27 protein-coding genes and 1 tRNA gene are annotated in these 26,828 nt (G+C 61.8%); all 28 read right to left on the bottom strand.

Going from position 1 to position 26,828, the window contains the following annotated elements:
- Window positions 1-2 precede the first annotated feature (2 nt).
- The 28 genes from urtB to ACS7SF_RS15695 all read right to left on the bottom strand — a co-directional run bounded on the left by urtB (window position 3) and on the right by ACS7SF_RS15695 (window position 26,781).
- The gene (gene urtB, locus ACS7SF_RS15830) at window positions 3-1,655 is read right to left on the bottom strand and encodes an urea ABC transporter permease subunit UrtB (RefSeq protein ID WP_439890643.1); all 1,653 of its coding nucleotides are present in this window, start codon (window positions 1,653-1,655) and stop codon (window positions 3-5) included.
- A gap of 101 nt (window positions 1,656-1,756) precedes the next feature.
- Window positions 1,757-3,013, bottom strand: coding sequence for an urea ABC transporter substrate-binding protein (gene urtA / locus ACS7SF_RS15825; protein ID WP_439890642.1), 1,257 nt, complete (start codon window positions 3,011-3,013; stop codon window positions 1,757-1,759).
- Window positions 3,014-3,266: 253 nt separating this feature from the next.
- A complete protein-coding gene (locus ACS7SF_RS15820; protein WP_439890641.1) occupies window positions 3,267-3,746 on the bottom strand; it encodes a MaoC family dehydratase in 480 nt (159 codons plus the stop codon).
- A gap of 47 nt (window positions 3,747-3,793) precedes the next feature.
- Window positions 3,794-4,264, bottom strand: coding sequence for a MaoC family dehydratase (locus tag ACS7SF_RS15815; protein ID WP_439890640.1), 471 nt, complete (start codon window positions 4,262-4,264; stop codon window positions 3,794-3,796).
- A 64-nt stretch (window positions 4,265-4,328) separates the two neighbouring features.
- Complete coding sequence (locus ACS7SF_RS15810) at window positions 4,329-5,459, bottom strand: acyl-CoA dehydrogenase family protein (protein ID WP_439890639.1); 1,131 nt, start codon at window positions 5,457-5,459, stop codon at window positions 4,329-4,331.
- A gap of 25 nt (window positions 5,460-5,484) precedes the next feature.
- Complete coding sequence (locus ACS7SF_RS15805; RefSeq protein ID WP_439890638.1) at window positions 5,485-6,681, bottom strand: acyl-CoA dehydrogenase family protein; 1,197 nt, start codon at window positions 6,679-6,681, stop codon at window positions 5,485-5,487.
- Window positions 6,682-6,766: 85 nt separating this feature from the next.
- Window positions 6,767-7,228, bottom strand: coding sequence for a DUF1178 family protein (locus ACS7SF_RS15800; protein WP_439890637.1), 462 nt, complete (start codon window positions 7,226-7,228; stop codon window positions 6,767-6,769).
- Between the two features lie 136 nt (window positions 7,229-7,364).
- Entirely contained in the window at window positions 7,365-7,994 is a 630-nt protein-coding gene (locus tag ACS7SF_RS15795) for an NUDIX domain-containing protein (protein ID WP_439890636.1), read from the bottom strand.
- Window positions 7,995-8,038: 44 nt separating this feature from the next.
- Window positions 8,039-8,353, bottom strand: coding sequence for a DUF2818 family protein (locus tag ACS7SF_RS15790; protein ID WP_439892778.1), 315 nt, complete (start codon window positions 8,351-8,353; stop codon window positions 8,039-8,041).
- Between the two features lie 24 nt (window positions 8,354-8,377).
- Window positions 8,378-9,853, bottom strand: a complete 1,476-nt coding sequence (gene nuoN, locus ACS7SF_RS15785) for an NADH-quinone oxidoreductase subunit NuoN (RefSeq protein WP_439890635.1) — start codon at window positions 9,851-9,853, stop codon at window positions 8,378-8,380.
- 16 nt (window positions 9,854-9,869) lie between these two features.
- The gene (locus tag ACS7SF_RS15780; RefSeq protein ID WP_439890634.1) at window positions 9,870-11,336 is read right to left on the bottom strand and encodes an NADH-quinone oxidoreductase subunit M; all 1,467 of its coding nucleotides are present in this window, start codon (window positions 11,334-11,336) and stop codon (window positions 9,870-9,872) included.
- 12 nt (window positions 11,337-11,348) lie between these two features.
- Entirely contained in the window at window positions 11,349-13,409 is a 2,061-nt protein-coding gene (gene nuoL, locus ACS7SF_RS15775) for an NADH-quinone oxidoreductase subunit L (protein ID WP_439890633.1), read from the bottom strand.
- Between the two features lie 28 nt (window positions 13,410-13,437).
- Complete coding sequence (nuoK, locus tag ACS7SF_RS15770; RefSeq protein ID WP_021194982.1) at window positions 13,438-13,749, bottom strand: NADH-quinone oxidoreductase subunit NuoK; 312 nt, start codon at window positions 13,747-13,749, stop codon at window positions 13,438-13,440.
- A gap of 17 nt (window positions 13,750-13,766) precedes the next feature.
- Window positions 13,767-14,399 (bottom strand): NADH-quinone oxidoreductase subunit J, encoded by a 633-nt coding sequence (locus ACS7SF_RS15765; protein ID WP_439890632.1) that lies wholly within the window; start codon window positions 14,397-14,399, stop codon window positions 13,767-13,769.
- Window positions 14,400-14,545: 146 nt separating this feature from the next.
- A complete protein-coding gene (nuoI, locus tag ACS7SF_RS15760; RefSeq protein WP_003261939.1) occupies window positions 14,546-15,037 on the bottom strand; it encodes an NADH-quinone oxidoreductase subunit NuoI in 492 nt (163 codons plus the stop codon).
- A 20-nt stretch (window positions 15,038-15,057) separates the two neighbouring features.
- On the bottom strand, window positions 15,058-16,122 hold the full coding sequence (gene nuoH / locus ACS7SF_RS15755) for an NADH-quinone oxidoreductase subunit NuoH (protein WP_439890631.1): 1,065 nt from the start codon (window positions 16,120-16,122) through the stop codon (window positions 15,058-15,060).
- Window positions 16,123-16,130: 8 nt separating this feature from the next.
- On the bottom strand, window positions 16,131-18,482 hold the full coding sequence (nuoG, locus tag ACS7SF_RS15750) for an NADH-quinone oxidoreductase subunit NuoG (RefSeq protein ID WP_439890630.1): 2,352 nt from the start codon (window positions 18,480-18,482) through the stop codon (window positions 16,131-16,133).
- A gap of 12 nt (window positions 18,483-18,494) precedes the next feature.
- Window positions 18,495-19,790, bottom strand: coding sequence for an NADH-quinone oxidoreductase subunit NuoF (gene nuoF / locus ACS7SF_RS15745; protein WP_021194986.1), 1,296 nt, complete (start codon window positions 19,788-19,790; stop codon window positions 18,495-18,497).
- A complete protein-coding gene (gene nuoE / locus ACS7SF_RS15740; RefSeq protein WP_426397925.1) occupies window positions 19,791-20,291 on the bottom strand; it encodes an NADH-quinone oxidoreductase subunit NuoE in 501 nt (166 codons plus the stop codon). It lies immediately after the preceding gene.
- Window positions 20,292-20,406: 115 nt separating this feature from the next.
- Window positions 20,407-21,660 carry an NADH-quinone oxidoreductase subunit D gene (locus tag ACS7SF_RS15735; RefSeq protein WP_426397923.1) on the bottom strand — a complete coding sequence of 418 codons (1,254 nt, stop codon included), beginning with the start codon at window positions 21,658-21,660 and terminating at the stop codon, window positions 20,407-20,409.
- Window positions 21,661-21,673: 13 nt separating this feature from the next.
- Window positions 21,674-22,276: an NADH-quinone oxidoreductase subunit C gene (locus ACS7SF_RS15730; protein WP_439890629.1), complete on the bottom strand. Its 603-nt coding sequence runs from the start codon at window positions 22,274-22,276 to the stop codon at window positions 21,674-21,676.
- A gap of 1 nt (window position 22,277) precedes the next feature.
- Window positions 22,278-22,760: a NuoB/complex I 20 kDa subunit family protein gene (locus tag ACS7SF_RS15725; protein ID WP_004630808.1), complete on the bottom strand. Its 483-nt coding sequence runs from the start codon at window positions 22,758-22,760 to the stop codon at window positions 22,278-22,280.
- Between the two features lie 6 nt (window positions 22,761-22,766).
- A complete protein-coding gene (locus ACS7SF_RS15720) occupies window positions 22,767-23,126 on the bottom strand; it encodes an NADH-quinone oxidoreductase subunit A (protein ID WP_426397919.1) in 360 nt (119 codons plus the stop codon).
- A gap of 166 nt (window positions 23,127-23,292) precedes the next feature.
- Window positions 23,293-23,377: transfer RNA gene (locus ACS7SF_RS15715), tRNA-Leu, on the bottom strand.
- A 179-nt stretch (window positions 23,378-23,556) separates the two neighbouring features.
- Window positions 23,557-23,916 carry a preprotein translocase subunit SecG gene (gene secG, locus ACS7SF_RS15710; RefSeq protein ID WP_439890628.1) on the bottom strand — a complete coding sequence of 120 codons (360 nt, stop codon included), beginning with the start codon at window positions 23,914-23,916 and terminating at the stop codon, window positions 23,557-23,559.
- Between the two features lie 65 nt (window positions 23,917-23,981).
- Window positions 23,982-24,728 carry a triose-phosphate isomerase gene (gene tpiA, locus ACS7SF_RS15705; RefSeq protein ID WP_439890627.1) on the bottom strand — a complete coding sequence of 249 codons (747 nt, stop codon included), beginning with the start codon at window positions 24,726-24,728 and terminating at the stop codon, window positions 23,982-23,984.
- Between the two features lie 80 nt (window positions 24,729-24,808).
- Window positions 24,809-25,813, bottom strand: a complete 1,005-nt coding sequence (locus ACS7SF_RS15700) for an NAD(P)H-quinone oxidoreductase (protein ID WP_439890626.1) — start codon at window positions 25,811-25,813, stop codon at window positions 24,809-24,811.
- 20 nt (window positions 25,814-25,833) lie between these two features.
- The gene (locus tag ACS7SF_RS15695; protein ID WP_439890625.1) at window positions 25,834-26,781 is read right to left on the bottom strand and encodes an HAD family hydrolase; all 948 of its coding nucleotides are present in this window, start codon (window positions 26,779-26,781) and stop codon (window positions 25,834-25,836) included.
- Between the last annotated feature and the right edge of the window lie 47 nt (window positions 26,782-26,828).

Genomic DNA, 26,828 nt, shown 5'->3' with positions numbered 1-26,828 from the left:
GATCAGGCCTCCGCGCTGCGGCCCTTGAGGGCGAACAGACCCTGCGGACGCTTCTGGATGAACAGCACGATCAGCACCAGCACGATGATCTTCGCCAGCACCGCGCCATAGAACGGCTCGATGAACTTGTTGATGAGCCCCAGCCCGAACGCGCCGATGATGGTGCCGGCCAACTGCCCCACCCCACCCAGCACCACGGCCATGAACGAGTCGATGATGTAGCTCTGGCCGAGATCGGGCCCGACGTTGCCGATCTGCGAGAGCGCGCAGCCGCCCAGCCCTGCAATGCCCGCACCGAAGGCGAAGGCGTAGCTATCCACCTTCCAGGTGCGTACGCCTACGCAGGCAGCCATCGTGCGGTTCTGCGTGGTGGCACGCACGAACAGGCCCAGGCGCGTGCGGTTGAGCACCGCCCACGCAATCGCCACCACCGCCAGCGCAAACAGCAGAATCACCAACCGGTTGTACGGCAGGATCAAGCCGGGATACAGCGCAATGCCGCCGCTCATCCAGCTCGGGTTGGCGACCTCCACGTTCTGCGCGCCGAAGATCGAGCGCACGGCTTGCATCAGCAGCAGGCTAATCCCGAAGGTGGCGAGCAGTGTTTCCAGCGGGCGGCCATACAGGTGACGCAGCACGAGCCGCTCCAGCGCAAAGCCCACCACGGCTGCGGCCAGGAACGCCGCCGGCAGCGCCGCCGGCAGATACCAGTCGAATGCATTCGGGAAGTGGTTGCGGAAAATTGTCTGCACCACGTAGGTCGCATACGCGCCGATCATCAAAAACTCGCCGTGCGCCATATTGATGACGCCGATCAGGCCGTAGGTGATCGCCAGCCCCAGGGCTGCGAGCAGCAGCACCGAGCCGAGGCTCAGGCCAGCGAACAGGTTGCCAACCAATTCGGCCTTGCGCTGTTGCGCAGACAGGCTATCGAGTGCCTGTTGCGCAGCGGTGCGCAGTTCGTTATCAGCGCCGCTGTCTTTGGCGAGCAGCGGCAGCAGGCGTTGGCGCGTTTGCGGGTCGGTGTCGTTGGCGAGCAGCTTGAGCGCTTCGAGCTTTTCGGCATGCGTGCCATCGTCGAGCGCGAGGTTGGCCCACAGCAAATCGAGCTTGGCGCGCAAGGCCGCGTCGGTCTCGTGCTTGCGCGCGGCATCGACGATCGGACGCGACGCGGTCTCGGTATGCGCCAGCAGCGTATCGATGGCCTGCGCGCGCACGGCGCGGTCCGGCGATTGCAGCACGAAGCCACTCGCCGCGCTGTCCACTTGCGCACGCAGGGCGTTGTTCAGGGTGAGGGATTGCAGATCGTCCGGCTTGACGGTGACGGGCTTGCCGGAAATGGCATCGAGGTATGTCTCGCCGTCCTGACGCACCATGCCGGCAGCGGGGGCAAAGAACAGCGCGTCGTTCTGCAGGGCTTGCAGGATCGGGCCGGCCTGCTCAGGAGGCGCGGCGGCCAGCGCGTTGAGCGTCTTCACCTTGGCGTCGAAGTCGTCTTCGGCCAGGGGCTTGAGATCGGCCTGGCTGAGTGGGATAGGGAGTTGTCCGGCAGCCCACACAGATTCAGCAGGCACCGCAGCCAGACAGAAAGCGCACAGCAGTGCGGCCAGGGAATGAGGCAGGGAATGAGACAACCAGCGGGACAAGCGCATCATGGCAATCCGATGCGTGGCGACCGGTGTTGAGGCCGGTGCGCCACGTCGTGCAGCGTCATTCAAAAGACCGGCTGCGCTGCATGCGCCGCCGGTCCGCCTGATCACTTCACTTCGTCAGGCTTGCCTTCGTTACCCGCGATGTACGGGCTCCACGGCTTGGCGCGAATGACCGTCGGCGTCTTCCACACCACGTTGAACTGGCCATCGCCCTTCACCTCACCGATCATCACCGGCTTGCTGAGGTGGTGGTTATTGTTCATCACCAGCGTGTAGCCCGACGGTGCCTTGAACTGCTGGCCGTACATGGCCTTGCGCACCTTGTCCACGTCGGTGGAGCCGGCCTTCTCGACAGCCTGCTTCCACATCATGATGCCGACGTAGGTCGCTTCCATCGGGTCGTTGGTGACGCGCTTGTCACCGCCCGGCAGGTTGTTGGCCTTCACCCACGCGGCCCACTTCTTCTTGAAGCTTTCATTGACCGGGTTCTTGACCGACATGAAGTAGTTCCATGCCGCCAGATGGCCGACCAGCGGCTTGGTGTCGATGCCGCGCAGCTCTTCTTCACCCACCGAGAACGCCACCACCGGCACGTCCTTCGCCTTCAGGCCCGCGTTGCCGAGTTCCTTGTAGAACGGCACGTTCGAGTCGCCATTGATGGTCAACACCACGGCCGTCTTGCCACCCTGTGCAAACTTCTTGATGTTCGCAACGATGGTCTGATAGTCGCTATGACCAAACGGCGTGTAGACCTCTTCGATGTCGCTGTCCTTCACACCCTTGCTGTGCAGGAACGCGCGCAGGATCTTGTTGGTCGTGCGCGGGTACACGTAGTCGGTACCCAGCAGGAAGAAGCGCTTGGCGCCGCCGCCTTCCTTGCTCATCAGGTATTCCACCGCGGGAATGGCTTGCTGGTTGGGCGCCGCACCCGTGTAGAAGACGTTCTTCGACATCTCTTCGCCTTCGTACTGCACCGGATAGAACAGCAGACCGTTCAGCTCTTCATACACCGGCAGCACGGATTTGCGCGACACCGACGTCCAGCAGCCGAACGTCACCGCCACCTTGTCTTGCGTGAGCAGGCCGCGCGCCTTCTCGGCAAACAGCGGCCAGTTCGAGGCCGGGTCCACCACCACCGGCTCGAGCTTGCGGCCGAGCACGCCGCCGCTCTTGTTGATCTCGTCGATGGTCATCAGCGCCACGTCTTTGAGCGACGTTTCGGAGATGGCCATGGTGCCCGACAGCGAATGCAGGACCCCGACCTTGATCGGCTCTTTTGCCTGGGCAAACGCAAAATTGGACACGGACAACAGCGTTGCTGCGGCAACTGCCGACAGCTTCAACAGCTCACGACGTTTCATTGCGGCTCCTTGGGTTATTGGGTGGCAAGAACGACTCCCGGTGCCGAAAGTGCAACTACCGTGCCATCACATTTCGCTCATGGAATGGGAAAACCGCGCCAAAACGGTGCCAAAACCGCGCCAAGGAAGCGCATTTGCGTTCCGTGATGCGCGCGCTTGGGGCACACGCAAACAAGCACAAAACAAGCGGAGCGCAAGCAGAAAAGCAAAGGCCGGCATTGCGCCGGCCCTTTCAGTTGGATGCGGAAAGCGCTCAGGAATAGCGCCGCGAGATCGACTCCGCCACGCAAACGGGGCGCTCCTGCCCCTCGCGCTCGATGGTCACCGCCCACGTCAGTTGCGCGCCAACCAGTGCGGGAGCATTCGGCAGCGATGGCAGGGTTTCCAGCTCCAGCAGTGTCACGCGTGCACGCACGCGGCTGCCCACCGGCACCGGCGCCGTGAAGCGGACTTTGTTCAAGCCGTAGTTCACACCCATCTTCACATCCGGCATCGCCAGCGCGTTCTGCATCAGCATCGGCAGCAGCGAGAGCGTCAAGAAACCATGCGCCACCGGCGCACCAAACGGGGATTCCCGCTTGGCGCGCTCCACATTGACGTGGATCCACTGATGATCGCCCGTGGCTTCGGCAAACAGGTTGACCTGCTGCTGCGTGATCTCGGTCCAGTCGCTCACTGCGACTTCCTGGCCGACCAGTCCTTTCAGTGCATCGAGCGACTCGATGGTGCGCATCTGCGTTGTCTCCTTGTTGTTGTTCGATGGCTTGCCAGGCAAGCGCGTCAAGCTTGCGGGCGTCGTCCGAACATGCCCATGCCGGTGAGCGTGCAGACCAATTCACCGTGCTGGTTGTGGGCTTCCCAGCGGTTCTTTGCCACACCGCGATCCGGCTTGGACTGCGACGGCTTGATCTCCACACAGGTGGTCGACACCGACAGCGTATCGCCCGGATACACCGGTTTGAGCCAGCGGATTTCATCCACGCCCGGCGACCCCATGCTCGACGCCTTGCTGAGGAAACCCGTCACCATCAGCCGCATCATGATCGAGCACGTCATCCAACCGCTCGAGATGATGCCGCCATAGATGCTGTGCTTGGCGGCTTCGGCGTCGATGTGGAAGGGCTGCGGATCGTACTGGCGTGCAAACGTCAGGATCTCTTCTTCGGTGACGGTGTACGTGCCCACCTGCAGCGTGCGGCCGACTTCGAAATCGTCGAAATAGAACTCGTATGGAAGCGTTGCCTGCGTCATGTCGTGCTCTCCAAATGACAACGCCCCGCACGCATCGGAATGGGCGGGGCGCTAAGTGTTGCGCTTAGGCTGCCTTCTGGAAACCGGGCAGCGATGCGAAGCGCGCAAGATGATGATCCACATCGCCGAGCGTTGTGTTGATCATCGTGAGCCGCTTGAACATGTGCGCGGCGGGCAGTTCGTTCGTCACGCCCATGCCGCCGTGCAGCTGCACCGCCTCCTGGCCAACGTCACGCGCGGCTTGTCCCACGCGCGCCTTGGCCGCCGACACGTAGCGGCGGCGCGCTTCCACATCGCCATCTTCAAAATGCGCAGCCGCCAGATACGTAATCGAACGCGCTTGCTCACCGTGGATGAACATGTTGACCATGCGATGCTGCAGCGCCTGGAAGCGCGCGATCGGCACGCCAAACTGCTGGCGCGTCTTGGTGTACTCCAGCGTTGCCGCATTCAACGCATCGATCAGGCCAACGGCTTCAGCGCACAGCATGACGCAGCCCAGATCGGCCACGGCGTCGATGACTTCCCATGCGTCGCCCGCCTTGCCCAGCAGCGTGGCGGGTGCGTTGTCGAAGCGGATGTCAGCGGCATGCAGGTTGTCGATCGTGCGGTAGTCCTTGACCGTCACACCTGCGGCATCGCGGTCGACCACAAACAGCGAGAGGCCCGACGTATCGCGCGCCTCACCACCTGTACGCGCGGACACGATCAGCTTGTCGGCCTGCGCGCCATGCACCACCACCGCCTTGGCGCCGGTGAGCGTCCAGCCACTGCCTTGCTGCGTCGCACGCGTCGTCACGTTAAAGAGTTCGTAGCGCGATTGCGGCTCGCCGAAAGCGATTGCCAGCTTGACGGCACCGCTGGCCACTTCCTCCAGCAGCGCATCCTGACCACCCGCTAGCTTGAGCGCCTGCGCGCCCAGCACGGTCGCTTGATACGGCTCCACCACCAAGCCGCGGCCCAGCTCCTGCATTACCACCAGCAAGTCCATCGCGCGGCCATCAAATCCGCCTTGCGCTTCCGGCACCGGCAGCGCGGTCAAACCCAGCTCAGCGATGCTGTCCCACGCGCTCTGCGACACGCCCTCGGGCGAGTACACGATCTTGTTACGCGCCTCGAAACCGTAGTCCTTGTCGATAAAGCGGCGCACCGCATCGGCCAGTTGCTTCTGTTCGTCGGTGAACGAGAAATCCATTGTTGTCTCCGTTATCCGTTGCTCGTTAGACGCCCAGAATCATCTGGCTGATGATGTTGCGCTGGATCTCGTTCGACCCGCCGTAGATCGAGGTCTTGCGATAGTTGAAGTAGTACGGTGCGAGCGGCGCGGCATCGTTATCGCCAGTGATGGCCTGCTGCGTTTCGCCTTCCAGGTAGCTCGGATCAAACGGCTGGGCATACGGCCCCACGGCCTCAACCATCAGCTCGGTCAGCATCTGCTGGATCTGCGTGCCCTTGATCTTGAGCAGTGACGCCTCGGGGCCCGGCCCCTTGCCAGCGTTTTCGCTCGACACCACGCGCAGCACGGTGATCTCCAGCGCCAACAGTTCGATCTCCAACGACGCCACCTTGGCACCGAACACCGGGTCCTGCAGCAGCGGCTTGCCGTTCTTCTGGTGCTGCAACGCGACGCGCTTGAGGAAGGCGAGTTCGCGCTTGGAGTTGCCCACGCGCGCAATGCCGGTGCGTTCATGGCCGAGCAAGTACTTGGCGTACGTCCAGCCGCGGTTCTCTTCGCCGATCAGGTTTTCGACCGGCACCTTCACGTTGTCGAAGAACACCTCGTTCACTTCGTGCTCTTCGTCGAGCATGATGATCGGCCGCACGGTAATGCCCGGCGTCTTCATGTCGATCAGCAGGAACGAAATGCCCTCTTGCTTCTTGGCTTCGGGATCGGTGCGAACGAGGCAGAAGATCATGTCGGCGTGCTGGCCGAGCGTGGTCCAGGTCTTCTGGCCGTTGACGATGTAGTGATCGCCCTCGCGCACCGCACGCGTCTTGACGGATGCGAGGTCGGAGCCCGAGCCCGGTTCCGAATAGCCCTGGCACCACCAGTCGGTGCAATCGACGATGCGCGGCAGGAAGTAGCGCTTCTGCGCCTCGTTGCCGTACTTCATGATCACGGGCGCGACCATGCTGACGCCGAACGGCAGCACGCCTGGTGCGCCAATCTGCGCGCACTCTTCGTCCCAGATGTGCTTTTGGATGGGGGACCAGCCGGTGCCGCCCCACTCGACCGGCCAGTGCGGCACCGACCAACCCTTGGCTGCCAGCGCCTTGTGCCAGCGAACGAAATCGTCGCGGTTGAGGCGACGGTGGTTCAACACCTTGTCTTGGATGTCCTTGGGCAGATTGGCCTGCAGCCAGCCGCGGACTTCCTGGCGGAACGCATCGTCGGCCGCCGAGTAATTCAGATCCATGCCTGTCTCCTTTGGTTGGCTCCCCGCTGCGGCAAATCAGCAGAGAACGTTCTTGTCGGACCGGCGCGGACCTGAATCGGGGCGACTAGTGCACGGGCTGCTTGAGCGCGTCGGGCACCAGCAGCGGCATCACGTCGATGCCTTCCTCTGCCAGCTCCTGCGCTTCTTCCCGAGAGGTGGTCCCGCGAATGCCCCGCTCTGGCGCCTCGTTGTAATGCATGCGGCGCGCCTCTTCTGCAAACCGTTCGCCGACATCCTCGGTGTTGGCCAGGATGTGGCGCACGGCCTTTAGATAGAGCTGTTGCAGGGCCACGGGCGCACCACCCTCGCCTTCGACCGCTTGGGCGGCGCTGCTCTTGGAGGCAACATCCGCTCGCGACGACGACAGGTTCAGGCGCGGCGCACTCGGCAAGCGCTCAACCTCGCTGTGCCCGCAAACCGGGCACGTCAACACCCCGCGTTCCTGCTGCGACTGCAAGTCGGCATCGGAGCCGAACCAGCCTTCGAAGCGGTGGTCATTGGCACAACGGAGGTCCAGCACTTTCATGATCGGTCCAGCGCATGGGGACGAGTGTATCCCCGATTCCAATATTTGTGAACGGTCGTGCTAATTTTTTCGCACGACCGTTCGCCATCGTACGTCAAACAAGAAATTAGCGGTCGGCGGCGAGGATTCAAGCGATTTAGGCGCCACCCGGTGTCCATGCGCCCGACAGGATTTTCTCTAGCCAGAACGTACCGATGATGGTCTTCACGTCAGAAATCTTCCCCTCGCGCACCCAGTCGATCAACTGGCCGGCGGGCGCGATGAAGGTCTCGAGGAACTCACCCTCATCGAGCTTCGCTTCGCCCTGCGTGAGATCGCGTGCAAGATAGATGTCGATGAACTCGGTGGAGTACGAGATGACCGGGTGGATGCGCGTGAGGTAATCCCAGCGTTCGGCGGTATAGCCGGTTTCCTCGATCAATTCGCGCTTGCCGCAGGCCAGTGCGCCTTCTTGCGGGTCCAGCTTGCCGGCGGGGAATTCGATCATCACCTGGCCGACGGGATAGCGGAACTGGCGCTCCATCAGCACGGTGCCATCGTCAAACAGCGGGATCATCATGACCGCGCCGGGATGGATCAGATATTCCCGGCTGGTGTTGCGGCCGTCCGGCAGGCGGACGATGTCCTGCTTCAGCGTGAGGAATTTGCCCTGATGCATCAACGCGGAGGCCACTTGGGTCTCGCGCAGGCCGGCGTCCTGATCGTCTTGATTGCAGGTGGCACCAGTCGATGCCGGGGATGCGTTAGGCGGTGTGGAGTCGGACATGGCGCTCTCTCATGCCGAGACAGCGGGAACCTGCCCGGCGGGAATTAACGGGAATCGCGGGGATGGCGAACCAGGTATTGCCACGTAAAGCCGGGAAACGCGAACACCAGCATCAGGCATGCGGTGATCGCGTAGAACTGCCAGCCTTGCGGGAAGGCATTGCCCTGGCTCGATTCGATGCCGAAACCGATCAGCCCCACCACGATGTACATGGCGATCAGTTCGGTGCCGCGCAACCAGAACGGCTTGCGCGGCCAACGCGCCGGCACCAGGGCCAGCACGCGTTGATTGACGAACGGCAGGTTGGCACAGATCAGTGCCAACACAATGACAAACAGGCCGCCCGCTGATGTGCCCATCATGTGCTCATCGTGCCACGCTGGTTACGAAGCCAGCGTCAGCCGGATCGCCTGGTAGCACATGGCCATCAGGCCGGCCGGGAAGATACCCAGCAGCAGTACCAGCACGCCATTGAGCGACAGCAGCGAGCGCAGGCCGAAGGTCGCTTCCACGGGGCCTTCGTCGGCCGGCGTGTCGAAGTACATGACCTTGACGACGCGCAGGTAGTAGAACGCACCCACCAGCGAGAACATCACCGCCACGATCGCCAGCCACGACATACCGGCATCCACCACCGCACCCAGCACCGACAGCTTGGCGTAGAAGCCAACGGTCGGCGGCAGGCCCGCCAGCGACATCATCATGAACAGCGTCAGCAGCGCAAACCACGGGCTCTTCTTCGACAAGCCCTTCAGGTCGGCAATCTCTTCAGCCTCGTAGCCCTTGCGCGACAGCAGCAGGATGATGCCGAAGGCGCCCAGCGTGGTCAGCACGTAGGTCACGGCGTAGAACATCGAGGCGCTGTAGGCCTGCGCCGTCAGGTCCGGCTTGCCAGAGCTCACGCCCGACAGCAGACCCAGCAGCAGAAAGCCCATGTGCGAAACCGTCGAATACCCCAGCAGACGCTTGAAGTTGGTTTGCACCACACCGGTGATGTTGCCGACAGCCAGCGACACAACCGCCAGCACGATCAGCATGTTCTGCCAGTCGAACGCCAGCGGCAGCATGCCTTCGACCAGGATACGCAGCGTCATCGCAAACGCGGCCAGCTTGGGCGCACCGGCGATCAGCAGCGTCACAGCCGTCGGCGAACCTTGATAGACGTCCGGCACCCACATGTGGAACGGCGCAACACCCAGCTTGAACGCGAGACCCGCCACCAGGAACACGACGCCAAACACCAGGATCGTCTTGTTGATGTTGCCGGTATTGATCTGGCGGAACACTTCACCCAGTTCGAGCGAGCCCGTTGCGCCGTACATCATCGACATACCGTACAACAGCAGACCCGAGGCCAGCGCGCCGAGAATGAAGTATTTCATCGCCGATTCCGACGACACGTTCGAGCGGCGGCGCAGCGCCACCAGCGTGTACGACGCCAGCGACAGCAATTCCAGACCCAGATACAGCGTCAGGAAGTTGTTACCGGTGATCATCACCACCTGCCCGCCCAGCGTGAACAGCGCGAACATGTAGAACTCGCCGTTGTACATGTCGCGGTCGGCCAGATACTTGCGCGTGTACACCAGCGTGACGAACAGCGCCAACGCGGCCGTCGCACACAGCACGTTGGCCATCGGATCGATCACGGCCAGGTTGCTGAACACGTAGTGCGTTTCACCGGTAGCCGCGTTGAGCGCGAACCACACGGTCAGCACCAGCGTGATCACCAGCGACACCGGATACGCGACGCTGGTGCGGTTGCGACCGCGTGCCAGGTCGATCCAGTTGACCGCACCAATACCGAGTGCGAGGAAGATGATCGGGGCGATAGCCGCCATGGATGAGGACGATTGCATGGTTTCTTCTCCCCGCTTACAGCTTGCTCTGTGCCACGTGGGTGAGGAGATTCACCACGGACGCGTGCATGACATCAGTGAAGGGCTTCGGATACAGGCCCATATACAGCGTGGCGATGGCCAGCACGCCCAGCATGAAGAACTCGCGGCAATTCAAATCCTTCAGCTCAGCCACGTGCTTGTGCGTCACATCGCCGAAGATCACGCGCTTGACCATCCACAGCGAATACGCTGCGCCGAAGATCAGCGCGGTGGCAGCCAGCAGGCCAATCCAGAAGTTGAACTTGACCGAACCCAGGATGACCATGAATTCGCCGACGAAGCCCGAGGTGGCCGGCAGACCGCAGTTGGCCATCGCAAAGAACACAGACAGCGCGGCAAACTTCGGCATCGTGTTGACCACACCGCCGTAATCGGCGATCTGGCGCGAGTGCACACGGTCATACAGCACACCGATGCACAGGAACATCGCGCCCGAGATGAAGCCGTGCGAGATCATCTGGACGATACCGCCCTCAACACCAATCTCGTTGAAGATGAAGAAGCCCAGCGTGACGAAGCCCATGTGCGCGATCGACGAATACGCGACCAGCTTCTTCATGTCGGCCTGTACCAGCGCCACCAGGCCGATGTAGATCACGGCAACCAGCGAGATCGCGATGATGAACGTCGACAGGCTGTGGCTCGCATCCGGCGCGATCGGCAGCGAGAACCGCAGGAAACCGTACGCACCCAGCTTCAGCATGATCGCGGCCAGAACCACGGAACCGCCGGTCGGCGCTTCCACGTGGGCGTCAGGCAGCCAAGTGTGCACCGGCCACATCGGCACCTTCACAGCAAACGCCATGAAGAAGGCAATGAACAGCAGGATCTGCTCGTTCATCGACAGCTTGAGCTGGTGCCACTGCAGGATCTCGAACGTGCCACTGTGGAAGTACAGGTACAGCAGCGCAACCAGCGTCAGCAGCGAGCCCAGCAGCGTGTACAGGAAGAACTTGATGGCCGCATACACGCGGTTCGGGCCGCCCCACACGCCGATGATGATGTACATCGGGATCAGCGTGGCTTCGAAGAACACGTAGAACAGCAGACCGTCGAGCGATGCGAACACGCCGATCATCAGACCCGACAGGATCAGGAACGCCGCCATGTACTGCGCCACACGCTCGGTGATCACTTCCCAGGCCGAGATCACCACGATCACCGTGATGAACGCCGTCAGCACCACGAACCACATCGAGATGCCGTCGACACCCAGGTAGTAGCTGATGTGGAAGCGCTCGATCCAGCTCGACTTCTCGACGAACTGCATTGCGGCCGTCGACTTATCGAAACGCGTGATCAGCGGCAGCGTGATCACGAAGCTGATCAGCGAGCCGATCAGCGACATCCAGCGGACATAACCGGGATTGCGGTCTGAGCCCGAGGCCAACACCAGCACGCCGAAGAAGATCGGCAGCCAGATCGCAAAAGACAGAACCATTTTTGTTATCCCTTATTTGCCCGCCAGGAACACGAAGTACGTCAGCAGCGCAACCGTGCCGACAATCATCGCGAACGCATAGTCATAGATGTAACCGGACTGGAGCAGACGCACGACGCTCGCAAACCAACCCACCAGACGGGCGCTGCCATTGACGATCACGCCGTCGATCACACCCTGATCGCCGCCCTTCCACAGGCCACGGCCAAACTTGACCGCACCATTGGCGAAGACGATCTCGTTGATCTTGTCCATGTAGTACTTGTTGTCCAGCAGCTTGTAGACGCCCGAGAAACGCTTGGCAATTGCTGCCGGAATATCCGGACGCTTCAGGTAGAAGAACCACGACAGCACCACACCGGCCGTCAGCAGGATGAACGGTGCCGACGTGAAGCCGTGCAGCGCCATCTGGACCCAGCCGTGGAAATCTTCGCTCAGCACCTTCATCGCTTCGTGGTTCTCGCTGTTGAAGATGACTTCCGAGAACACCACGCCGTGCTTGAAGAACTCGCCGAACAACATCGGCTGGATCGCCATGGCACCGACGATGACCGACGGGATCGCCAGCAGCACCAGCGGCAACGTCACCACCAATGGCGACTCATGCGGTTTCTGACCCGGAGCCAGGCCGTGATGATGGTCAGCGGTTTCTTCCTCGTCCACGTGATTGCCTTCGTGATGCGAGTGCTCCTTGCCGAAGCGCTCTTCGCCGTGGAACACTAGGAAGTACATGCGGAACGAGTAGAACGCCGTCACGAACACGCCGGCCAGCACCGCCCAGTAGGCAAACTCTGCGCCCGGCAGGTGCGACTCGCGCACGGCTTCGATGATCGAATCCTTCGAATAGAAACCCGAGAAGAACGGCGTACCGATCAGCGCCAGCGAACCCACCAGCGACGTCAGCCACGTGATCGGCATGTACTTGCGCAGGCCGCCCATGTTGCGCATGTCCTGATCGTGGTGCATGCCGATGATGACCGAGCCGGCACCGAGGAACAGCAGCGCTTTGAAGAACGCGTGCGTCATCAGGTGAAACACGGCCACTTGGTAAGCCGATGCGCCGAGCGCGACAGTCATATAGCCGAGCTGCGACAGCGTCGAATACGCCACCACGCGCTTGATGTCGGTCTGGATGATGCCCAGGAAGCCCATGAACAGCGCGGTGATGGCGCCGATGATCAGCACGAACGACAGCGCGGTGTCCGACAGTTCGAACAGCGGCGACATGCGCGCAACCATGAAGATGCCGGCGGTCACCATGGTGGCCGCGTGGATCAGCGCAGAAATCGGGGTCGGGCCTTCCATCGAGTCCGGCAGCCACACGTGCAGCGGGAACTGCGCCGACTTACCCATCGCGCCGATGAACAGGCAGATGCAAGCGACCGTCAGCATGTGCCAGTCGGTACCCGGGAAACCGATCGTCGCCAGGTTGTCGCGGGCGGCAAACACGTCGGCGTAGCTCAGGCTACCGCTGTAGGCCAGCAGCAGACCGATGCCGAGCACGAAGCCGAAGTCACCCACGCGGTTGACCAGGAACGCCTTCATGTTGGCGTAGATGGCCGTCGGGCGCTTGAACCAGAAACCGATCAGCAGGTAAGACACCAGGCCCACCGCTTCCCAGCCGAAGAACAGCTGCAGGAAGTTGTTGCTCATCACGAGCATCAACATCGAGAACGTGAACAGCGAGATGTACGCGAAGAAACGGTTGTAGCCGTCGTCCTCTGCCATGTAGCCGATGGTGTAGATGTGCACCATCAGCGAGACGAAGGTCACCACGCACATCATCATCGCCGTGAGCGAATCGATGAGGAAGCCGACTTCCATCTTCAGCGAGCCGACCGTCATCCATTCGTAGACGGTGCCGTTGTAACCGGCGCCGTTCAGAACGTCTGACAGCGTCAGCGCTGACAGCACGAAGGCGATCGCCACACCGAGAATGGTGACGCTGTGCGACGCCGCGCGGCCGATCTTTTCACCAAAGAACTTCGTGCCGAACAGCCCGGCGATCGCCGCGCCGGCCAGCGGCGCCAGCGGAATCGCCAGCAGCAGGTTGGGATTGAGCGTAGTAGCCATTGGAGCTTCTTATAAGTGGATACGCCGATCAGCCCTTCAGGCTGTCCAGGTCGTCAACGTTGATGGTGTCCAGATTACGGAACAGCACCACCAAGATGGCGAGACCAATCGCGGATTCCGCCGCGGCCACCGTCAGGATGAAAAACACGAACACTTGCCCCGCCAGGTCGCCCAGGTAATGGGAGAACGCGACGAAGTTCATGTTGACCGCCAGCAGCATCAGCTCGATCGCCATCAGCAGCACGATCACGTTCTTGCGGTTCAGGAAGATGCCGACGATGCTGATGGCAAACAGCACCGCGCCGAGCACGAGGTAATGGGCAAGGGATAGCGAGGACATATGGATTCTCCCGGGGCTCAGCTCTTCGATTCAGCCGAAGCTGCAGCAGCCGTCTTTTCCGCCGGCATCGAAACCAGGCGCACGCGGTCCTTGCGTTGCACGCGGATCTGCTCCGCCGGCTTCTGGCTCTTGTTGTCCTTGCGGCGGCGCAGGGTCAGCGCCACGGCAGCGACGATCGCCAGCAGCAGCACCACACCCGCCACTTCAAAGGCGTAGATGTAGTCGGTGTAGATGAGCTTGCCGAGCGCCTGGGTGTTCGGGCCGGTAAAGCCCTTCGGCAACTCCTGCACGGGTTGGGTGCGCCCCATGAACGTCTTGGTCAGCACGACGGCCATTTCCAGGATGATCACCACGCCGACAAACGCGGCCATGGGCACATACGTCCAGAAATCGCGTCGCAGATGCTCGATGTCGATATCGATCATCATCACCACGAACAGGAACAGCACCATCACCGCCCCCACGTAGACCAACACCAGCGTAATGGCGAGGAACTCTGCCTTGAGCAGCATCCAGATCGCCGCCGCGGTGAAGAACGAGAGCACGAGGAACAGCGCCGCGTGCACCGGGTTCTTCGCGGTGATGACCTTCAGCGCTGCGAGCACGAGCACGAGCGCGAAACTGTAGAAGATGATCGTCGTGATTTCCATGATCCTGGCGCGGGCCATTTGGCGGCACGCGCTTGTCCAAAGTCGAGGCAGCACCAGGCTGCCGCAACTGGTTGGCTCACGAGGAGCCGTTATCCAACCGGGATGTCAACTGCACCGCCCGCCAACTGCTCGGCGGACGGCTTGAATCAGCGGTACTTTGCGTCGGCCGCCTTGTTGGCCGCGATTTCCGGCTCGAAGCGGTCGCCCACGGCCAGCAGCATGTCCTTGGTGAAATACAGGTCGCCGCGCTTTTCACCGTGGTATTCCAGGATGTGCGTCTCGACGATGGCGTCCACCGGGCAAGCCTCTTCGCAGAAGCCGCAGAAAATGCACTTGGTCAGGTCGATGTCGTAGCGCGTGGTGCGGCGGGTGCCATCGTCACGCTGATCCGACTCGATCGTGATGGCCAGCGCCGGGCACACGGCTTCGCACAGTTTGCAGGCGATGCAGCGCTCTTCCCCGTTCGGATAGCGACGCAACGCGTGCAGACCGCGGAAACGCGGCGACAGCGGCGTCTTCTCTTCCGGGAAGAGCACGGTGATCTTGCGCGCAAACAGGTAGCGCCCGGTCAGCGCAAGCCCCTTGAAGAGTTCCTTCAGGAGCAGGCTGTTAAAGAATTCCTTGATGGCAAGCAACATGGTGGCTTCCTATTGTCCCGTTACTTCCAAATGTTCCACGGCGACACGATCCAGATGGCAACAACAACAAGCCAACCCACAGTGAGCGGAATGAAGATCTTCCAGCCCAAGCGCATGATCTGGTCATAGCGATAGCGCGGGAACGATGCGCGCAGCCAGATGAAGACCGACAGCAGCAGGAAGACCTTGATCAGCAGCCAGAAGAAACCCGGGATCCAGTTGAACACCGGCGCATCGATCGGCGAGGCCCAGCCGCCCAGGAACATCGTCGCCGTCATCGCCGAGATGACGATCATGTTGATGTACTCGGCCAGGAAGAACAGCGCGAACGCCATGCCCGAGTATTCGATCATGTGACCGGCCACGATTTCCGACTCGCCTTCCACCACGTCGAACGGATGGCGATTGGTTTCCGCCACGCCCGAGATGAAGTACACGCCGAACATCGGCAGCAGCGGCAGCCAGTTCCACGACAGGATGTTCACACCGTGGTTGGCGAAGAAACCGCGGTTCTGCGAGTTGACGATGTCCGACAGGTTCAGGCTGCCCGTCACCATCAGCACCGTCACCAGCGCAAAGCCCATGGCGATTTCGTACGAAATCATCTGTGCCGAGGCGCGCATCGCACCGAGGAACGCGTACTTGGAGTTCGATGCCCAACCGGCCAGGATCACGCCGTACACGCCCACCGAACTGATCGCCATCACATACAGCAAGCCGGCGTTGATGTTCGACACCACCGCTTCGGCCTGGAACGGCACCACCGCCCAGATCGCCACAGCCGGCATCAGCACCATCAGCGGCGCGATGATGTACATGCCGCGGCTGACCGCGCTCGGCACCATGACTTCCTTGAGCAGCAGCTTGAGCACGTCGGCAATCGGCTGCAGCAGGCCCAACGGGCCCACGCGGTTCGGGCCCAGACGCACGTGCATCCAGCCGATGAGCTTGCGCTCCCACAGGATCAGGTAAGCCACGCACAACAGCAGCGGCACGATGATGCAAACCGCACGCACCAGCGTCCAGATCAGCGGCCACCAGCCACCAAAGGTGGACGCGCCGAAAGAAGTAATCGACTCGATCATGTTGACCCTTACACCGTCGCCGCCAGCGCGGACGATTCAACCTTCTCAACGCTTACCGCACCGAACATCGCGCCCAACTGAGCCGAAGCTTCGGTTGCGGCCGGCACACGGATCACGCCAGATGCCAGCGATTTATCCAGCACTGCCGGCAGTACTACGCTGCCCTGCCCTTGCGTCACGCGAACGGCATCGCCGTTAGCCAGACCCAGTTGCGCGAACACGTCAGCCGACAGGCTTGCGCGAACCGCTGCTCGGGCTGCAGCAGTCAATTGCAGCGAACCTGCACGGCGCACGATCGGATCGGCGTGGTAGATGGGCACATCAGCCAGGCGTTCGACGCCAGCAGCGGCAGCAGCCGGAGCCGCAGTTTGCGCGGTCGTCACATTCGACAACCGCTCGGCAACCGGCTTCGCCAGCACCTCATCACGCACGACTTCGGACGTGTCGTAATCGAAACCCGATACGTTCAGCAGGTTGCCCAGCACGCGCAGCACCTTCCACGCCGGGCGCGAATCGCCCAGGCTGCGCACGACACCGTTGAAGCTCTGCGGCAGGCCTTCGCAGTTGACGAAGGTGCCCGAGGTTTCGGTGAACGGCGCGGTCGGCAGCAGCACGTCTGCGTATTCGAGCGCGGCGCGCGAGGCGAACGGCGACAGCACGACCACGGTGTCAGCCTGATCCAGCGCGGCACGCGCCTGCTTCGGATTGGCCGTATCAAACTCCGGCTCGGCGCCCAGCAACACGTAGGCGCGGCGCGGCTGTGCCAGCATCGCGCCAGCATCCAGGCCATTGCCTTGCGGCAGTGCACCGGCAATGTAGCCGCCCACCGTGTTCGCGGCTTCCGTCAGGAAGCCCAGCGTCGCGCCGGTCTGCTGCGCGACCCATTGGGCCAGCGCATGCAGTTGCGAGAATTGCGGATGGGCCACGGCAGCGTTGCCGAGGAACACAGCCTTGCGCTCGCCCGAAGCCAGGCTAGCAGCGATGCGCGTGGCAACGTCGCCCGCTTCGATACCGTCAGTACCAGCCGGACGCGCAGCGTTGTTGGCAGCGGCAATTGCCACGGCCACTTCGGCCAACAGCGACAGCCATTGCGACGGCGCGCCCAGCAGTTGCGTGGCCGGCATCAGCAGATCTTCGCCACCAGCACCGATCACGCTCAGTTGCGAGCCCTTCTTGCCGGCTTGACGCAGACGCGCAGCCAGCAGCGGGTGATCCTTGCGCAGGAAGGCGCCCACCACCAGCGTGCGCTGCAGCAGCGACACATCGGCGATCGGCATGCCCAGCCACGGCGCACCCGTCGGCTTGACCGAGAAATCCGACTGACGCAGACGGAAGTCGACGTTGTCGCTGCCGATACCACGCACCAGCTTTTGCAGCAAGAACAGCTCTTCCAGCGTGCTATGCGGGCTGGCCAGCGCACCGATCTGCTCGGCGCCATGGTCACGCTTGATGTTGTTCAGGCCGTTGGCCACGTATTCGAGCGCCGTGGTCCAGTCCACCGCCTTCCACTGGCCGCCTTGCTTGAGCATCGGCTGGGTCAGTCGGTCGTCGCTGTTCAGACCTTCGTAGGCAAAGCGGTCCTTGTCGGACAGCCAGCATTCGTTGATGGCTTCGTTGTCCAGCGGCAGCACGCGCATCACGCGCTGATTCTTGGTCTGGACAATCACGTTTGCACCCAGGCCATCGTGCGGCGACACCGACTTGCGGCGTGCCAATTCCCACGTACGAGCCGAGTAACGGAACGGCTTGCTGGTCAACGCACCAACCGGGCACAGGTCGATCATGTTGCCCGACAGCTCGGAATCAACAGTCTGTCCGACGAACGTGGTGATCTCAGAATGCTCACCGCGGTTGAGCATGCCCAGTTCCATCACGCCAGCGACTTCCTGGCCGAAGCGGACGCAACGCGTGCAGTGAATGCAGCGCGTCATCTCTTCCATGGAGATCAGCGGGCCCACATTCTTGTGGAACACCACACGCTTCTCTTCCTTGTAGCGCGATTCGGACTTGCCATAGCCGACCGCCAGATCCTGCAGTTGGCACTCGCCGCCCTGATCGCAGATCGGGCAATCCAGCGGGTGGTTGATCAGCAGAAATTCCATCACGGACTTCTGTGCCTTCACCGCCTTCTCGGAGTTGGTGAAGACCTTCATGCCCGCGGTAACTGGCGTGGCGCAGGCCGGCAGCGCCTTGGGCGCCTTCTCGACCTCGACCAGGCACATCCGGCAGTTGGCCGCGACCGACAGTTTGCGGTGATAGCAGAAGTGAGGAATGTAGGTGCCCGTCTGGCGAGCTGCCTCCATTACCAGGCTGCCTTCGGCAACCTCGACCTTCTTGCCATCGATTTCGATTTCAACCATGTTCTGCCACGCTTAAATGTAGGTGGGCACCATGCACTGCTTGTGTTCGACGTGATACGCGAACTCATCCCAGTAGTGCTTGAGCATGCCGCGGACCGGCATCGCGGCGGCATCGCCGAGCGCGCAGATGGTCCGGCCCATGATGTTTTCCGCCACGTTGTTCAGCAGGTCCAGGTCTTCCTGGCGGCCCTTGCCGTGCTCGATACGATCAACCACGCGGTACAGCCAGCCGGTGCCCTCACGGCACGGCGTGCACTGGCCGCACGACTCTTCGAAATAGAAGTACGACAGGCGCAGCAGCGACTTCACCATGCAGCGCGTTTCGTCCATCACGATCACGGCGCCCGAGCCCAGCATCGAGCCGGCCTTGGCGATCGAGTCGTAGTCCATGTCGGAGGCCATCATCAGGTCGGCCGGCACGACCGGCGCCGACGAACCACCCGGGATGACCGCCTTGAGCTTCTTACCACCGCGCATGCCGCCAGCCAGTTCCAGAAGCTTGGAGAACGGCGTGCCCAGCGGAATTTCGTAGTTGCCCGGACGCTCCACGTCGCCCGACACCGAGAAGATCTTCGAGCCGCCGTTGTTCGGTTTGCCCATCTTCAGGTAGTTGTCCGGACCGATCGACAGCAGGAACGGCACCGCGGCAAACGTCTCGGTGTTGTTGATCGTGGTCGGCTTGCCATACAGGCCGAAGCTGGCCGGGAACGGCGGCTTGAAGCGCGGCTGGCCCTTCTTGCCTTCCAGCGATTCGAGCAGCGCGGTTTCTTCGCCGCAGATATACGCACCATAGCCATGGTGCGCATGCAGCTGAAAGTTGAAGCCGGAGCCTAGGATGTTGTCACCCAGGAAGCCGGCAGCACGCGCTTCTTCAAGCGCCTGCTCAAAAATCTTGTACTCGTTCCAGATCTCGCCGTGGATGTAGTTGTAGCCCACGGTGATGCCCATCGCGTAGCCGCCGATGGCCATGCCTTCGATCAGCGCGTGCGGGTTGTAGCGAATGATGTCGCGATCTTTAAATGTGCCCGGCTCGCCTTCGTCCGTATTGCAGACCAGGTACTTCTGGCCTGGGAACTGGCGCGGCATGAAGCTCCACTTCAGGCCGGTCGGGAAGCCCGCACCGCCACGACCACGGAGGCCCGAGGCCTTCACGTCGGCGATGACTTGTTCAGGGGTGATCTTTTCCGTCAGGATGCGCTTGAGCTGCTGATAGCCGCCGCGCTTGACGTAGTCTTCGAGGTGCCAGTTGTCGCCGTTCAGGCCAGCGAGAATCAGCGGCTGGATGTGTCGATCGTGCAGGGAGGTCATTTACTTGCCTGCTCCGTTGGACGCCTTCGCCTGGAGATCGGCGATCAGCGCGTCGAGCTTCTCGTTGCTCATGAAGCTGCACATATTGGTGTTGTTGACGATCATGACCGGTGCGTCACCGCACGCGCCCATGCACTCGCCTTCCTTCAGCGTGAAGTTGCCGTCGGCGGTGGTCTCGTTGAAACCGATGCCCAGCTTCTTCTTCAGGTAGTCGGCAGCGCGCTCACCGCCCGACAGTGCGCACGGCAGGTTTGTGCACACCGACAGCTTGAAGCGGCCCACCGGCTTGGTGTCGTACATGTTGTAGAACGTCGCCACTTCCTCGACCCACACCGGCGGCATTTCGAGGTACTCGGCCACAAACTGCATGACTTCGGGCGAGACCCAGCCTTTCTCGCTCTGCGCGACCGCCAGCGCCGCCATCACGGCGGACTGCTTCTGGTCGGCGGGATATTTCGCGACCGCCCGGTCGATTTCCTTGAGAGCTTCTGCGGATAGCATGTTCGTTGCAATTGGTGCGGGACGCGGGGCGTATTGCCTGACTGCCTTACCCCGGCGTGCGTCCTCGTTTCACAGCCGCGCTTGCCAGCGCGTCAAACCGTTGTTTCCTGCCGGTTCAGCGATCGATCTCGCCAAACACGATGTCTTGCGTACCGATGATCGTCACAGCGTCGGCGATCATGTGGCCCTTGGCCATTTCATCGAGCGCAGCCAAGTGGACGAAGCCCGGTGCACGAATCTTCAGACGGTACGGCTTGTTGGCGCCGTCCGAGATCGCGTAGATGCCGAACTCGCCCTTCGGGTGCTCGACAGCGGCGTACGCCTCGCCTTCGGGCACGTGCATCCCTTCCGTGAAGAGCTTGAAGTGGTGAATCAGCTCTTCCATGTTGGTCTTCATGTCCACCCGCGACGGCGGCGCCACCTTGTGGTTATCGGTGATCACCGGACCCGGGTTCTTGCGCAGCCACTCAATGCACTGACGGATGATGCGATTGCTCTGGCGCATTTCTTCCACGCGCACCAGATAACGGTCGTAGCAATCGCCGTTCACGCCAACCGGGATATCGAAATCCATGCGGTCGTACACTTCATACGGCTGCTTCTTGCGTACGTCCCAGGCGATGCCCGAGCCACGCAGCATCGCGCCGGAGAAGCCCTTGTTGAGCGCACGCTCCGGGCTCACCACGCCAATGCCAACCAGACGCTGCTTCCAGATCCGGTTGTCGGTCAGCAGCGTTTCGTATTCGTCGACGTACTTCGGGAAACGATTGGTGAAGTCTTCGATGAAGTCCAGCAGCGAACCCGAGCGCGTTTCGTTCAGGGCGGCCAGGGCCTTCTCGTTGCGCACCTTGGATGCCTTGTATTGCGGCATCGTGTCAGGCAGATCGCGGTAGACGCCACCCGGACGGTAGTAAGCCGCGTGCATACGCGCACCCGACACCGCCTCATACATGTCGAACAGGTCTTCGCGCTCACGGAAGGCGTACAGGAACACCGCCATCGCGCCCACGTCCAGCGCGTGCGAACCGATCCACATCAGGTGGTTCATGATCCGCGTGATCTCGTCAAACATGACGCGGATGTACTGGGCGCGCAGCGGCACTTCGAGGCCCAGCAGGCGCTCGATGGCCATCACATAGGCATGCTCGTTGACCATCATCGACACGTAGTCGAGACGGTCCATGTACGGCACGCTCTGAATCCAGGTCTTCTGCTCAGCGAGCTTCTCGGTCGCGCGGTGCAGCAGACCGATGTGCGGATCCGCACGTTGGATGACTTCGCCGTCCAGCTCGAGCACTAGGCGCAGCACGCCGTGTGCGGCCGGGTGCTGCGGGCCGAAGTTCAGGGTGTAGTTCTTGATATCTGCCATGATCGGGCGCCCTTCAGTGCTTCAGACCACCGTATTGATCCTCGCGGATCACACGCGGCGTAATCTCGCGCGGCTCGATGGTCACCGGCTGGTAGACCACGCGACGCTGCACCGGGTCATAACGCATTTCAACGTAGCCCGAGACGGGGAAATCTTTACGGAACGGATGGCCGATGAAGCCGTAGTCGGTCAGGATGCGGCGCAGGTCCGGGTGACCTTCGAACACCAGGCCGTACAGGTCGAACGCTTCGCGCTCGAACCAGTCGGCGGAATTCCAGATCGTGGTCACAGACGACACGACCGGCAGGTCGTCGTCCGGTGCGAACACACGCACACGCACACGCCAGTTATTCGTGATCGACAGCAGATGCGACACGGCCGCAAAACGCGGGCCATTCCAGGCGCCGTCGCCGTAGTCGGCGTAGTCGACGCCGCACAGATCCATCAGCTGTTCGAACTTGAGCGACGCGTCATCGCGCAGCGTGCGCATGACGTTGAGGTAATCGGCAGACTTCACCACGAGGGTGAGTTCACCAACCGACTCGGTCAGGCTTTGAACGCGATCGCCCAGCGCCTTTTCCAGCGCGGCCTTCAGGGTGGCAAGCTTCTCAGTCATGTCAGGCCTTGCGCGCGATGGTGTTGGTGCGACGGATCTTGGCCTGCAGCTGGATGATGCCGTAGATCAGCGCTTCAGCCGTCGGCGGGCAGCCCGGCACGTACACGTCGACCGGCACGATGCGATCGCAGCCGCGCACGACAGAATACGAGTAGTGGTAGTAACCGCCGCCGTTGGCGCACGAGCCCATCGAGATGACCCAGCGCGGCTCGGCCATCTGGTCGTACACCTTGCGCAGCGCAGGTGCCATCTTGTTGCACAGCGTGCCGGCCACGATCATCACGTCGGACTGACGCGGCGACGGACGGAACACCACGCCAAAGCGGTCTAGGTCATAACGCGACGCGCCAGCGTGCATCATTTCCACGGCACAGCAGGCCAGGCCGAACGTCATCGGCCACAGCGACCCGGTACGGGTCCAGTTGATCAGCTTGTCAGCAGTTGTCGTGACAAAGCCTTCGTTGAGTACGCCTTCGATCGCCATTTCACATCACTCCCAATCGAGCGCGCCTTTTTTCCAGATGTAGACGAAGCCCACGAGAAACTCGAGCAAAAAGATGCCCATCGCAATGAACCCCGGCCAGCCAATGTCGCGCAACGCCACGCCCCACGGAAAGAGGAACGCGGTCTCCAGATCGAACAAGATGAACAGGATGGCGATGAGGTAATAGCGCACGTCGAACTTCATGCGCGCGTCTTCGAAGGCTTCGAAGCCGCACTCGTACGGCGAGAGCTTGTCAGGATCGGGATTATTCGGACCGAGAACTCGGCCGATAGCCATCAGAACGAGGCCAAGGCCCACACCGACGACGATGAACAGCAGAACGGGGAAATAGGCTTCGAGGTTCAAGGGACGCCCGCCTTTTTGAATGGTTGCAACAGCACTGCCCGCAGGCGGCGCCTTGTCGCCCCATCGAAGGCGCCGGGTCCGCAGCCTTACGACGTCTCGACTACACGTCGTCTTGCGGAGGGGCCTGCGCGGAACACTCCCGTTGAACAGACCCCGAAAATTTGATTGGTGCCGACGGCGAGACTCGAACTCGCACAGCTTTCGCCACTACCCCCTCAAGATAGCGTGTCTACCAATTTCACCACGTCGGCTGGGGGAAGAAACTTTATCAGGAAGCCAGATCAGGCCAAGGACCCTTGCTGTTTTCCGTATTGTTTCAAGCCTCACATTCTACCGCAAAGCGAAGCTTTTGTTCAATGCACAAAGAAAAATCTTATGCTTCGTGGCGCACCGAGGATCCCGGCAGTGCGCACACGATGATTACACCCAATTATTTCGGCACGGCCGGGCCGGAGGCCGCAGCAGGAGCGGCCGGCACCGATGCAGCAGGCACCGAAGCCGCGGGGGCCGTAGGCGCAACCGAACCCATCACACCCGCCGAAACGCTGCCCTTGTTAGTGCCGATGAGCGTAAGTGCCAGCGTGGCCACAAAGAACACGGTGGCCAGCACGGCCGTCGTGCGCGACAGGAAGTTAGCCGAGCCCGTAGCACCGAACAAGCTGCCCGATGCACCGGAGCCGAATGCCGCACCCACATCCGCGCCCTTACCGTGCTGCAACAGCACCAGGCCGATCACGCCAAGCGCGCTCAGAATTTGTGCCACCAGCAGCAGAGTCTTCAGAATTGCCATTTCGCTTCTCTCAATAATGTGTTGCAGCGGCACACACCCGGCATGCCACAACGTCGACCGACCGCTTAAGCGCGACCGATCGCCAGGAAATCTTCGGCCTTCAGCGATGCGCCGCCGATTAGGCCGCCATCGATGTCCGCCATTGCAAACAACTCGGCCGCGTTGTCCGGCTTCACGCTGCCGCCATACAGGATCGACAGACGCTGCGCCACACCAGCATCACGGCCAGCAACGCGCGCACGCAAGAACGCATGCACCGCCTGCGCCTGCTCGCTCGTCGCTGTCTTGCCGGTGCCGATCGCCCAGACCGGCTCGTAGGCGACGACGATACGGCCAAGCTGCTCGACCGACAGGGCTTCCAGCACAGCATCCAACTGACGACCGACCACCTGCTCCGTCTCCCCGGCTTCACGCTGGGCCAGCGTTTCGCCCACGCAGACGATCGGGGTGATGCCATGTTCCAGAGCACGCAGCGCTTTGGTCGCCACTTGGGCATCACTTTCGCCGTGGTACGTGCGGCGCTCGGAATGACCGACGATCGCGTAGCCGCAACCGAACTCCGATAGCATCGACGCCGCCACTTCGCCGGTGAAGGCTCCGCGCGTTTCGGCCGACACGTCTTGTGCGCCCCAGCCCACTACCGAACCTGTCAGCAGAGACTGGCACTGCGCCAGATATGGAAACGGCGCACATACCGCCAGCGTGGCGTTGGTTTTGCCTGCGGCCTTGATCTGCTCAAGCAGCGCGGCGTTGGCACTCAGACTGCCATGCAGCTTCCAGTTACCCACCACCAGCTTCGGTCTTGCGTTCACGTTTTTGCCCGGTCGACTGTCAAATAAACCCGGCATTCTACCGTGGCGACAAAAACAGGGTCAATTTTGGCGTCTTGGGATCAATCCCAAACCAACATGATCTTGCCGATGTGGGCGCTGGATTCCATCAGAGCGTGTGCCTGTGCGGCTCGCGCAGCCGGCATGACCTCGTGGATGACCGGCTTGATGCGACCCGATGCCAGCAACGGCCAGACCTTTTCATACAGGTTCGCCGCGATGGCGGCCTTGAACGCAACCGGACGCGGACGCAGCGTCGAACCCGTCAGCGTGATGCGTCGACGCAGGATGTCGCCCAATGGCACTTCGGCCTTGGCGCCCCCCAGCAGCGCGATCAGCACGATACGGCCGTCGTCAGCCGTGCAGGCGATCTCCCGCGCGACGTAGCTGCCGCCGACCATATCGAGTACCACGTCGGCGCCGCGGCCCGTCTCGGCTTTGACGATCTCGACGAAGTCTTCGGTCTTGTAGTTGATGGCGCGCGTGGCGCCCAGCTCGACGCAGGCGTCGCACTTGTCAGCGCTGCCCGCCGTGGCGAACACGCGATGGCCCAACGCAGACGCAATCTGGATCGCCGTGGTGCCAATGCCGCTGGAGCCACCCTGCACGAGCAGCGTTTCATCTGCACCATGCGCGCCACGCCCGAGCAGGCCGCGGTCAAACACGTTCGACCACACGGTGAAGTAGTTCTCGGGCAGCGCCGCGGCTTCGACATCTGACAGACCGGCCGGCACCGGCAGCACCTGCCCCAGCGACGCCGTACAGAATTCGGCATAGCCGCCACCCTGCACCAGCGCGCAAACGCGATCACCGATTTTCAAGCCGTAGCGATTGTCCGCGTGTGCCAGATCACCGCTGACGATTTCCCCCGCCACCTCCAGCCCTGGAATATCCGAAGCACCCGGCGGCACCGGATAGTTGCCCGTGCGCTGGAACACATCCGGCCGATTCACACCAGCCGCGCGCACGCGGATCAACACTTCGCCGGCCTTCGGCTCGGGCATCGGCCGCTCGCCGAGCTTCAGCACTTCGGGGCCACCGTATTCGGTAATTTCAATCGCTTTCATGGAATCGGATCGGGTGAGGGTTACGACGCAACGCGCTTCGGTTCGACAAAATGCTGCGGGATGCCGCGCGATGTCTCGCGCAAGATTTCATCCTTGCCGTGAACGATGGCGTCGGCGATCTTGCCGATATGCAATTTGAGCCACATCTCGGTCTGCGAACCAGCACGATAGTCAGCGGGACCAAAGCTATCGACACGGGCACTTGCACGCAAATTGTCGGCCTGCTCGAACGAGCGCGGGCTTTCGGGGTTGTAGACCGCATACGTGCGCCCACCGCCCTTGCGCGCCACCGAAAACGCGGGAATATCGCTCGGACCATCGGCCACGTAGATCATGTTGGCGAACGGCACGCGGCGCTCGTCTTCGGCAATCGACGAGTTCACATTGACCGCTTCGGGGTGCTTGTTGACGCCCTTGTTGATCTCGAACAGCGCACGCGTCTTGGTGGTGTTGTCGATGGCGTAGATGACTTCCGAGATGACCTGGCGGCCATTCGCATCAGGCGCTTCCAGGAATTCACAGCCCCACACGCCGTCGATGTACGGGGCAATGGGCGAGCCCTTGATCATCTCCGTCAGGCCAGTGCTGACGATGTAGTGCTCGAGCTTGATGTCGAAGGCTTGGTAGGCCGCGTTGTCACGCACCCACGCCTTGCTGCGCTCAAAAAAGTCCGTCACACCGGGGAAGAATTCGAGCTCCGCACCGAGTTCGCGCAACGCCGCGTTGTTGAGGCCGGCCATTCGACCATCGCGCACGTAGCGGAGCAGCACGTTCAAGTAGAACGTTTCGCGGTTGACCTTCTGGCCACGCGATTCGATTTCTTTTGAACCCGCCTCGACTTCATCCCAGAAGCCCTGTTCGGCGATGTTGAAGCGCTCGAACAGCGGCACTTGCATGTAACGCGGGATCAGCGTCTTGTCGAAATCCCAGACGACGGCGATGCGGTTTTGCTCGAAGAGGCGGCTCATGATGGGTCGCGGAAGAAGAACTCGCGACGCAGTGTAAACAAAAAAAC

The sequence above is a fragment of the Ralstonia sp. 25C genome (assembly GCF_051904805.1).
Taxonomy (GTDB): Bacteria; Pseudomonadota; Gammaproteobacteria; order Burkholderiales; family Burkholderiaceae; genus Ralstonia.
Note: the sequence above shows the minus strand (reverse complement) of the source record. Positions and strands in the feature narration are given on the sequence as shown.

Excerpts from the sequence above, each read along its gene's own strand:
- ACS7SF_RS15790 (WP_439892778.1), bottom strand. The coding sequence starts at position 8,353 with ATGGGCACATCAGCGGGCGGCCTGTTTGTCATTGTGTTGGCACTGATC.
- ACS7SF_RS15735 (WP_426397923.1), bottom strand. The coding sequence starts at position 21,660 with ATGGCAGATATCAAGAACTACACCCTGAACTTCGGCCCGCAGCACCCG.
- nuoG (WP_439890630.1), bottom strand. The coding sequence starts at position 18,482 with ATGGTTGAAATCGAAATCGATGGCAAGAAGGTCGAGGTTGCCGAAGGC.
- nuoE (WP_426397925.1), bottom strand. The coding sequence starts at position 20,291 with ATGCTATCCGCAGAAGCTCTCAAGGAAATCGACCGGGCGGTCGCGAAA.
- secG (WP_439890628.1), bottom strand. The coding sequence starts at position 23,916 with ATGGCAATTCTGAAGACTCTGCTGCTGGTGGCACAAATTCTGAGCGCG.
- nuoL (WP_439890633.1), bottom strand. The coding sequence starts at position 13,409 with ATGGCTACTACGCTCAATCCCAACCTGCTGCTGGCGATTCCGCTGGCG.
- ACS7SF_RS15725 (WP_004630808.1), bottom strand. The coding sequence starts at position 22,760 with ATGGCGATCGAAGGCGTACTCAACGAAGGCTTTGTCACGACAACTGCT.
- nuoH (WP_439890631.1), bottom strand. The coding sequence starts at position 16,122 with ATGATCGAGTCGATTACTTCTTTCGGCGCGTCCACCTTTGGTGGCTGG.
- ACS7SF_RS15695 (WP_439890625.1), bottom strand. The coding sequence starts at position 26,781 with ATGAGCCGCCTCTTCGAGCAAAACCGCATCGCCGTCGTCTGGGATTTC.
- nuoN (WP_439890635.1), bottom strand. The coding sequence starts at position 9,853 with ATGCAATCGTCCTCATCCATGGCGGCTATCGCCCCGATCATCTTCCTC.
- urtB (WP_439890643.1), bottom strand. The coding sequence starts at position 1,655 with ATGATGCGCTTGTCCCGCTGGTTGTCTCATTCCCTGCCTCATTCCCTG.
- ACS7SF_RS15700 (WP_439890626.1), bottom strand. The coding sequence starts at position 25,813 with ATGAAAGCGATTGAAATTACCGAATACGGTGGCCCCGAAGTGCTGAAG.
- ACS7SF_RS15780 (WP_439890634.1), bottom strand. The coding sequence starts at position 11,336 with ATGGTTCTGTCTTTTGCGATCTGGCTGCCGATCTTCTTCGGCGTGCTG.
- urtA (WP_439890642.1), bottom strand. The coding sequence starts at position 3,013 with ATGAAACGTCGTGAGCTGTTGAAGCTGTCGGCAGTTGCCGCAGCAACG.
- nuoI (WP_003261939.1), bottom strand. The coding sequence starts at position 15,037 with ATGTTGCTTGCCATCAAGGAATTCTTTAACAGCCTGCTCCTGAAGGAA.
- ACS7SF_RS15730 (WP_439890629.1), bottom strand. The coding sequence starts at position 22,276 with ATGACTGAGAAGCTTGCCACCCTGAAGGCCGCGCTGGAAAAGGCGCTG.
- ACS7SF_RS15795 (WP_439890636.1), bottom strand. The coding sequence starts at position 7,994 with ATGTCCGACTCCACACCGCCTAACGCATCCCCGGCATCGACTGGTGCC.
- nuoK (WP_021194982.1), bottom strand. The coding sequence starts at position 13,749 with ATGTCCTCGCTATCCCTTGCCCATTACCTCGTGCTCGGCGCGGTGCTG.
- nuoF (WP_021194986.1), bottom strand. The coding sequence starts at position 19,790 with ATGACCTCCCTGCACGATCGACACATCCAGCCGCTGATTCTCGCTGGC.
- ACS7SF_RS15805 (WP_439890638.1), bottom strand. The coding sequence starts at position 6,681 with ATGGATCTGAATTACTCGGCGGCCGACGATGCGTTCCGCCAGGAAGTC.
- ACS7SF_RS15810 (WP_439890639.1), bottom strand. The coding sequence starts at position 5,459 with ATGGATTTCTCGTTCACCGACGAACAGAAGCAACTGGCCGATGCGGTG.
- ACS7SF_RS15765 (WP_439890632.1), bottom strand. The coding sequence starts at position 14,399 with ATGGAAATCACGACGATCATCTTCTACAGTTTCGCGCTCGTGCTCGTG.
- ACS7SF_RS15800 (WP_439890637.1), bottom strand. The coding sequence starts at position 7,228 with ATGAAAGTGCTGGACCTCCGTTGTGCCAATGACCACCGCTTCGAAGGC.
- ACS7SF_RS15820 (WP_439890641.1), bottom strand. The coding sequence starts at position 3,746 with ATGCGCACCATCGAGTCGCTCGATGCACTGAAAGGACTGGTCGGCCAG.
- ACS7SF_RS15815 (WP_439890640.1), bottom strand. The coding sequence starts at position 4,264 with ATGACGCAGGCAACGCTTCCATACGAGTTCTATTTCGACGATTTCGAA.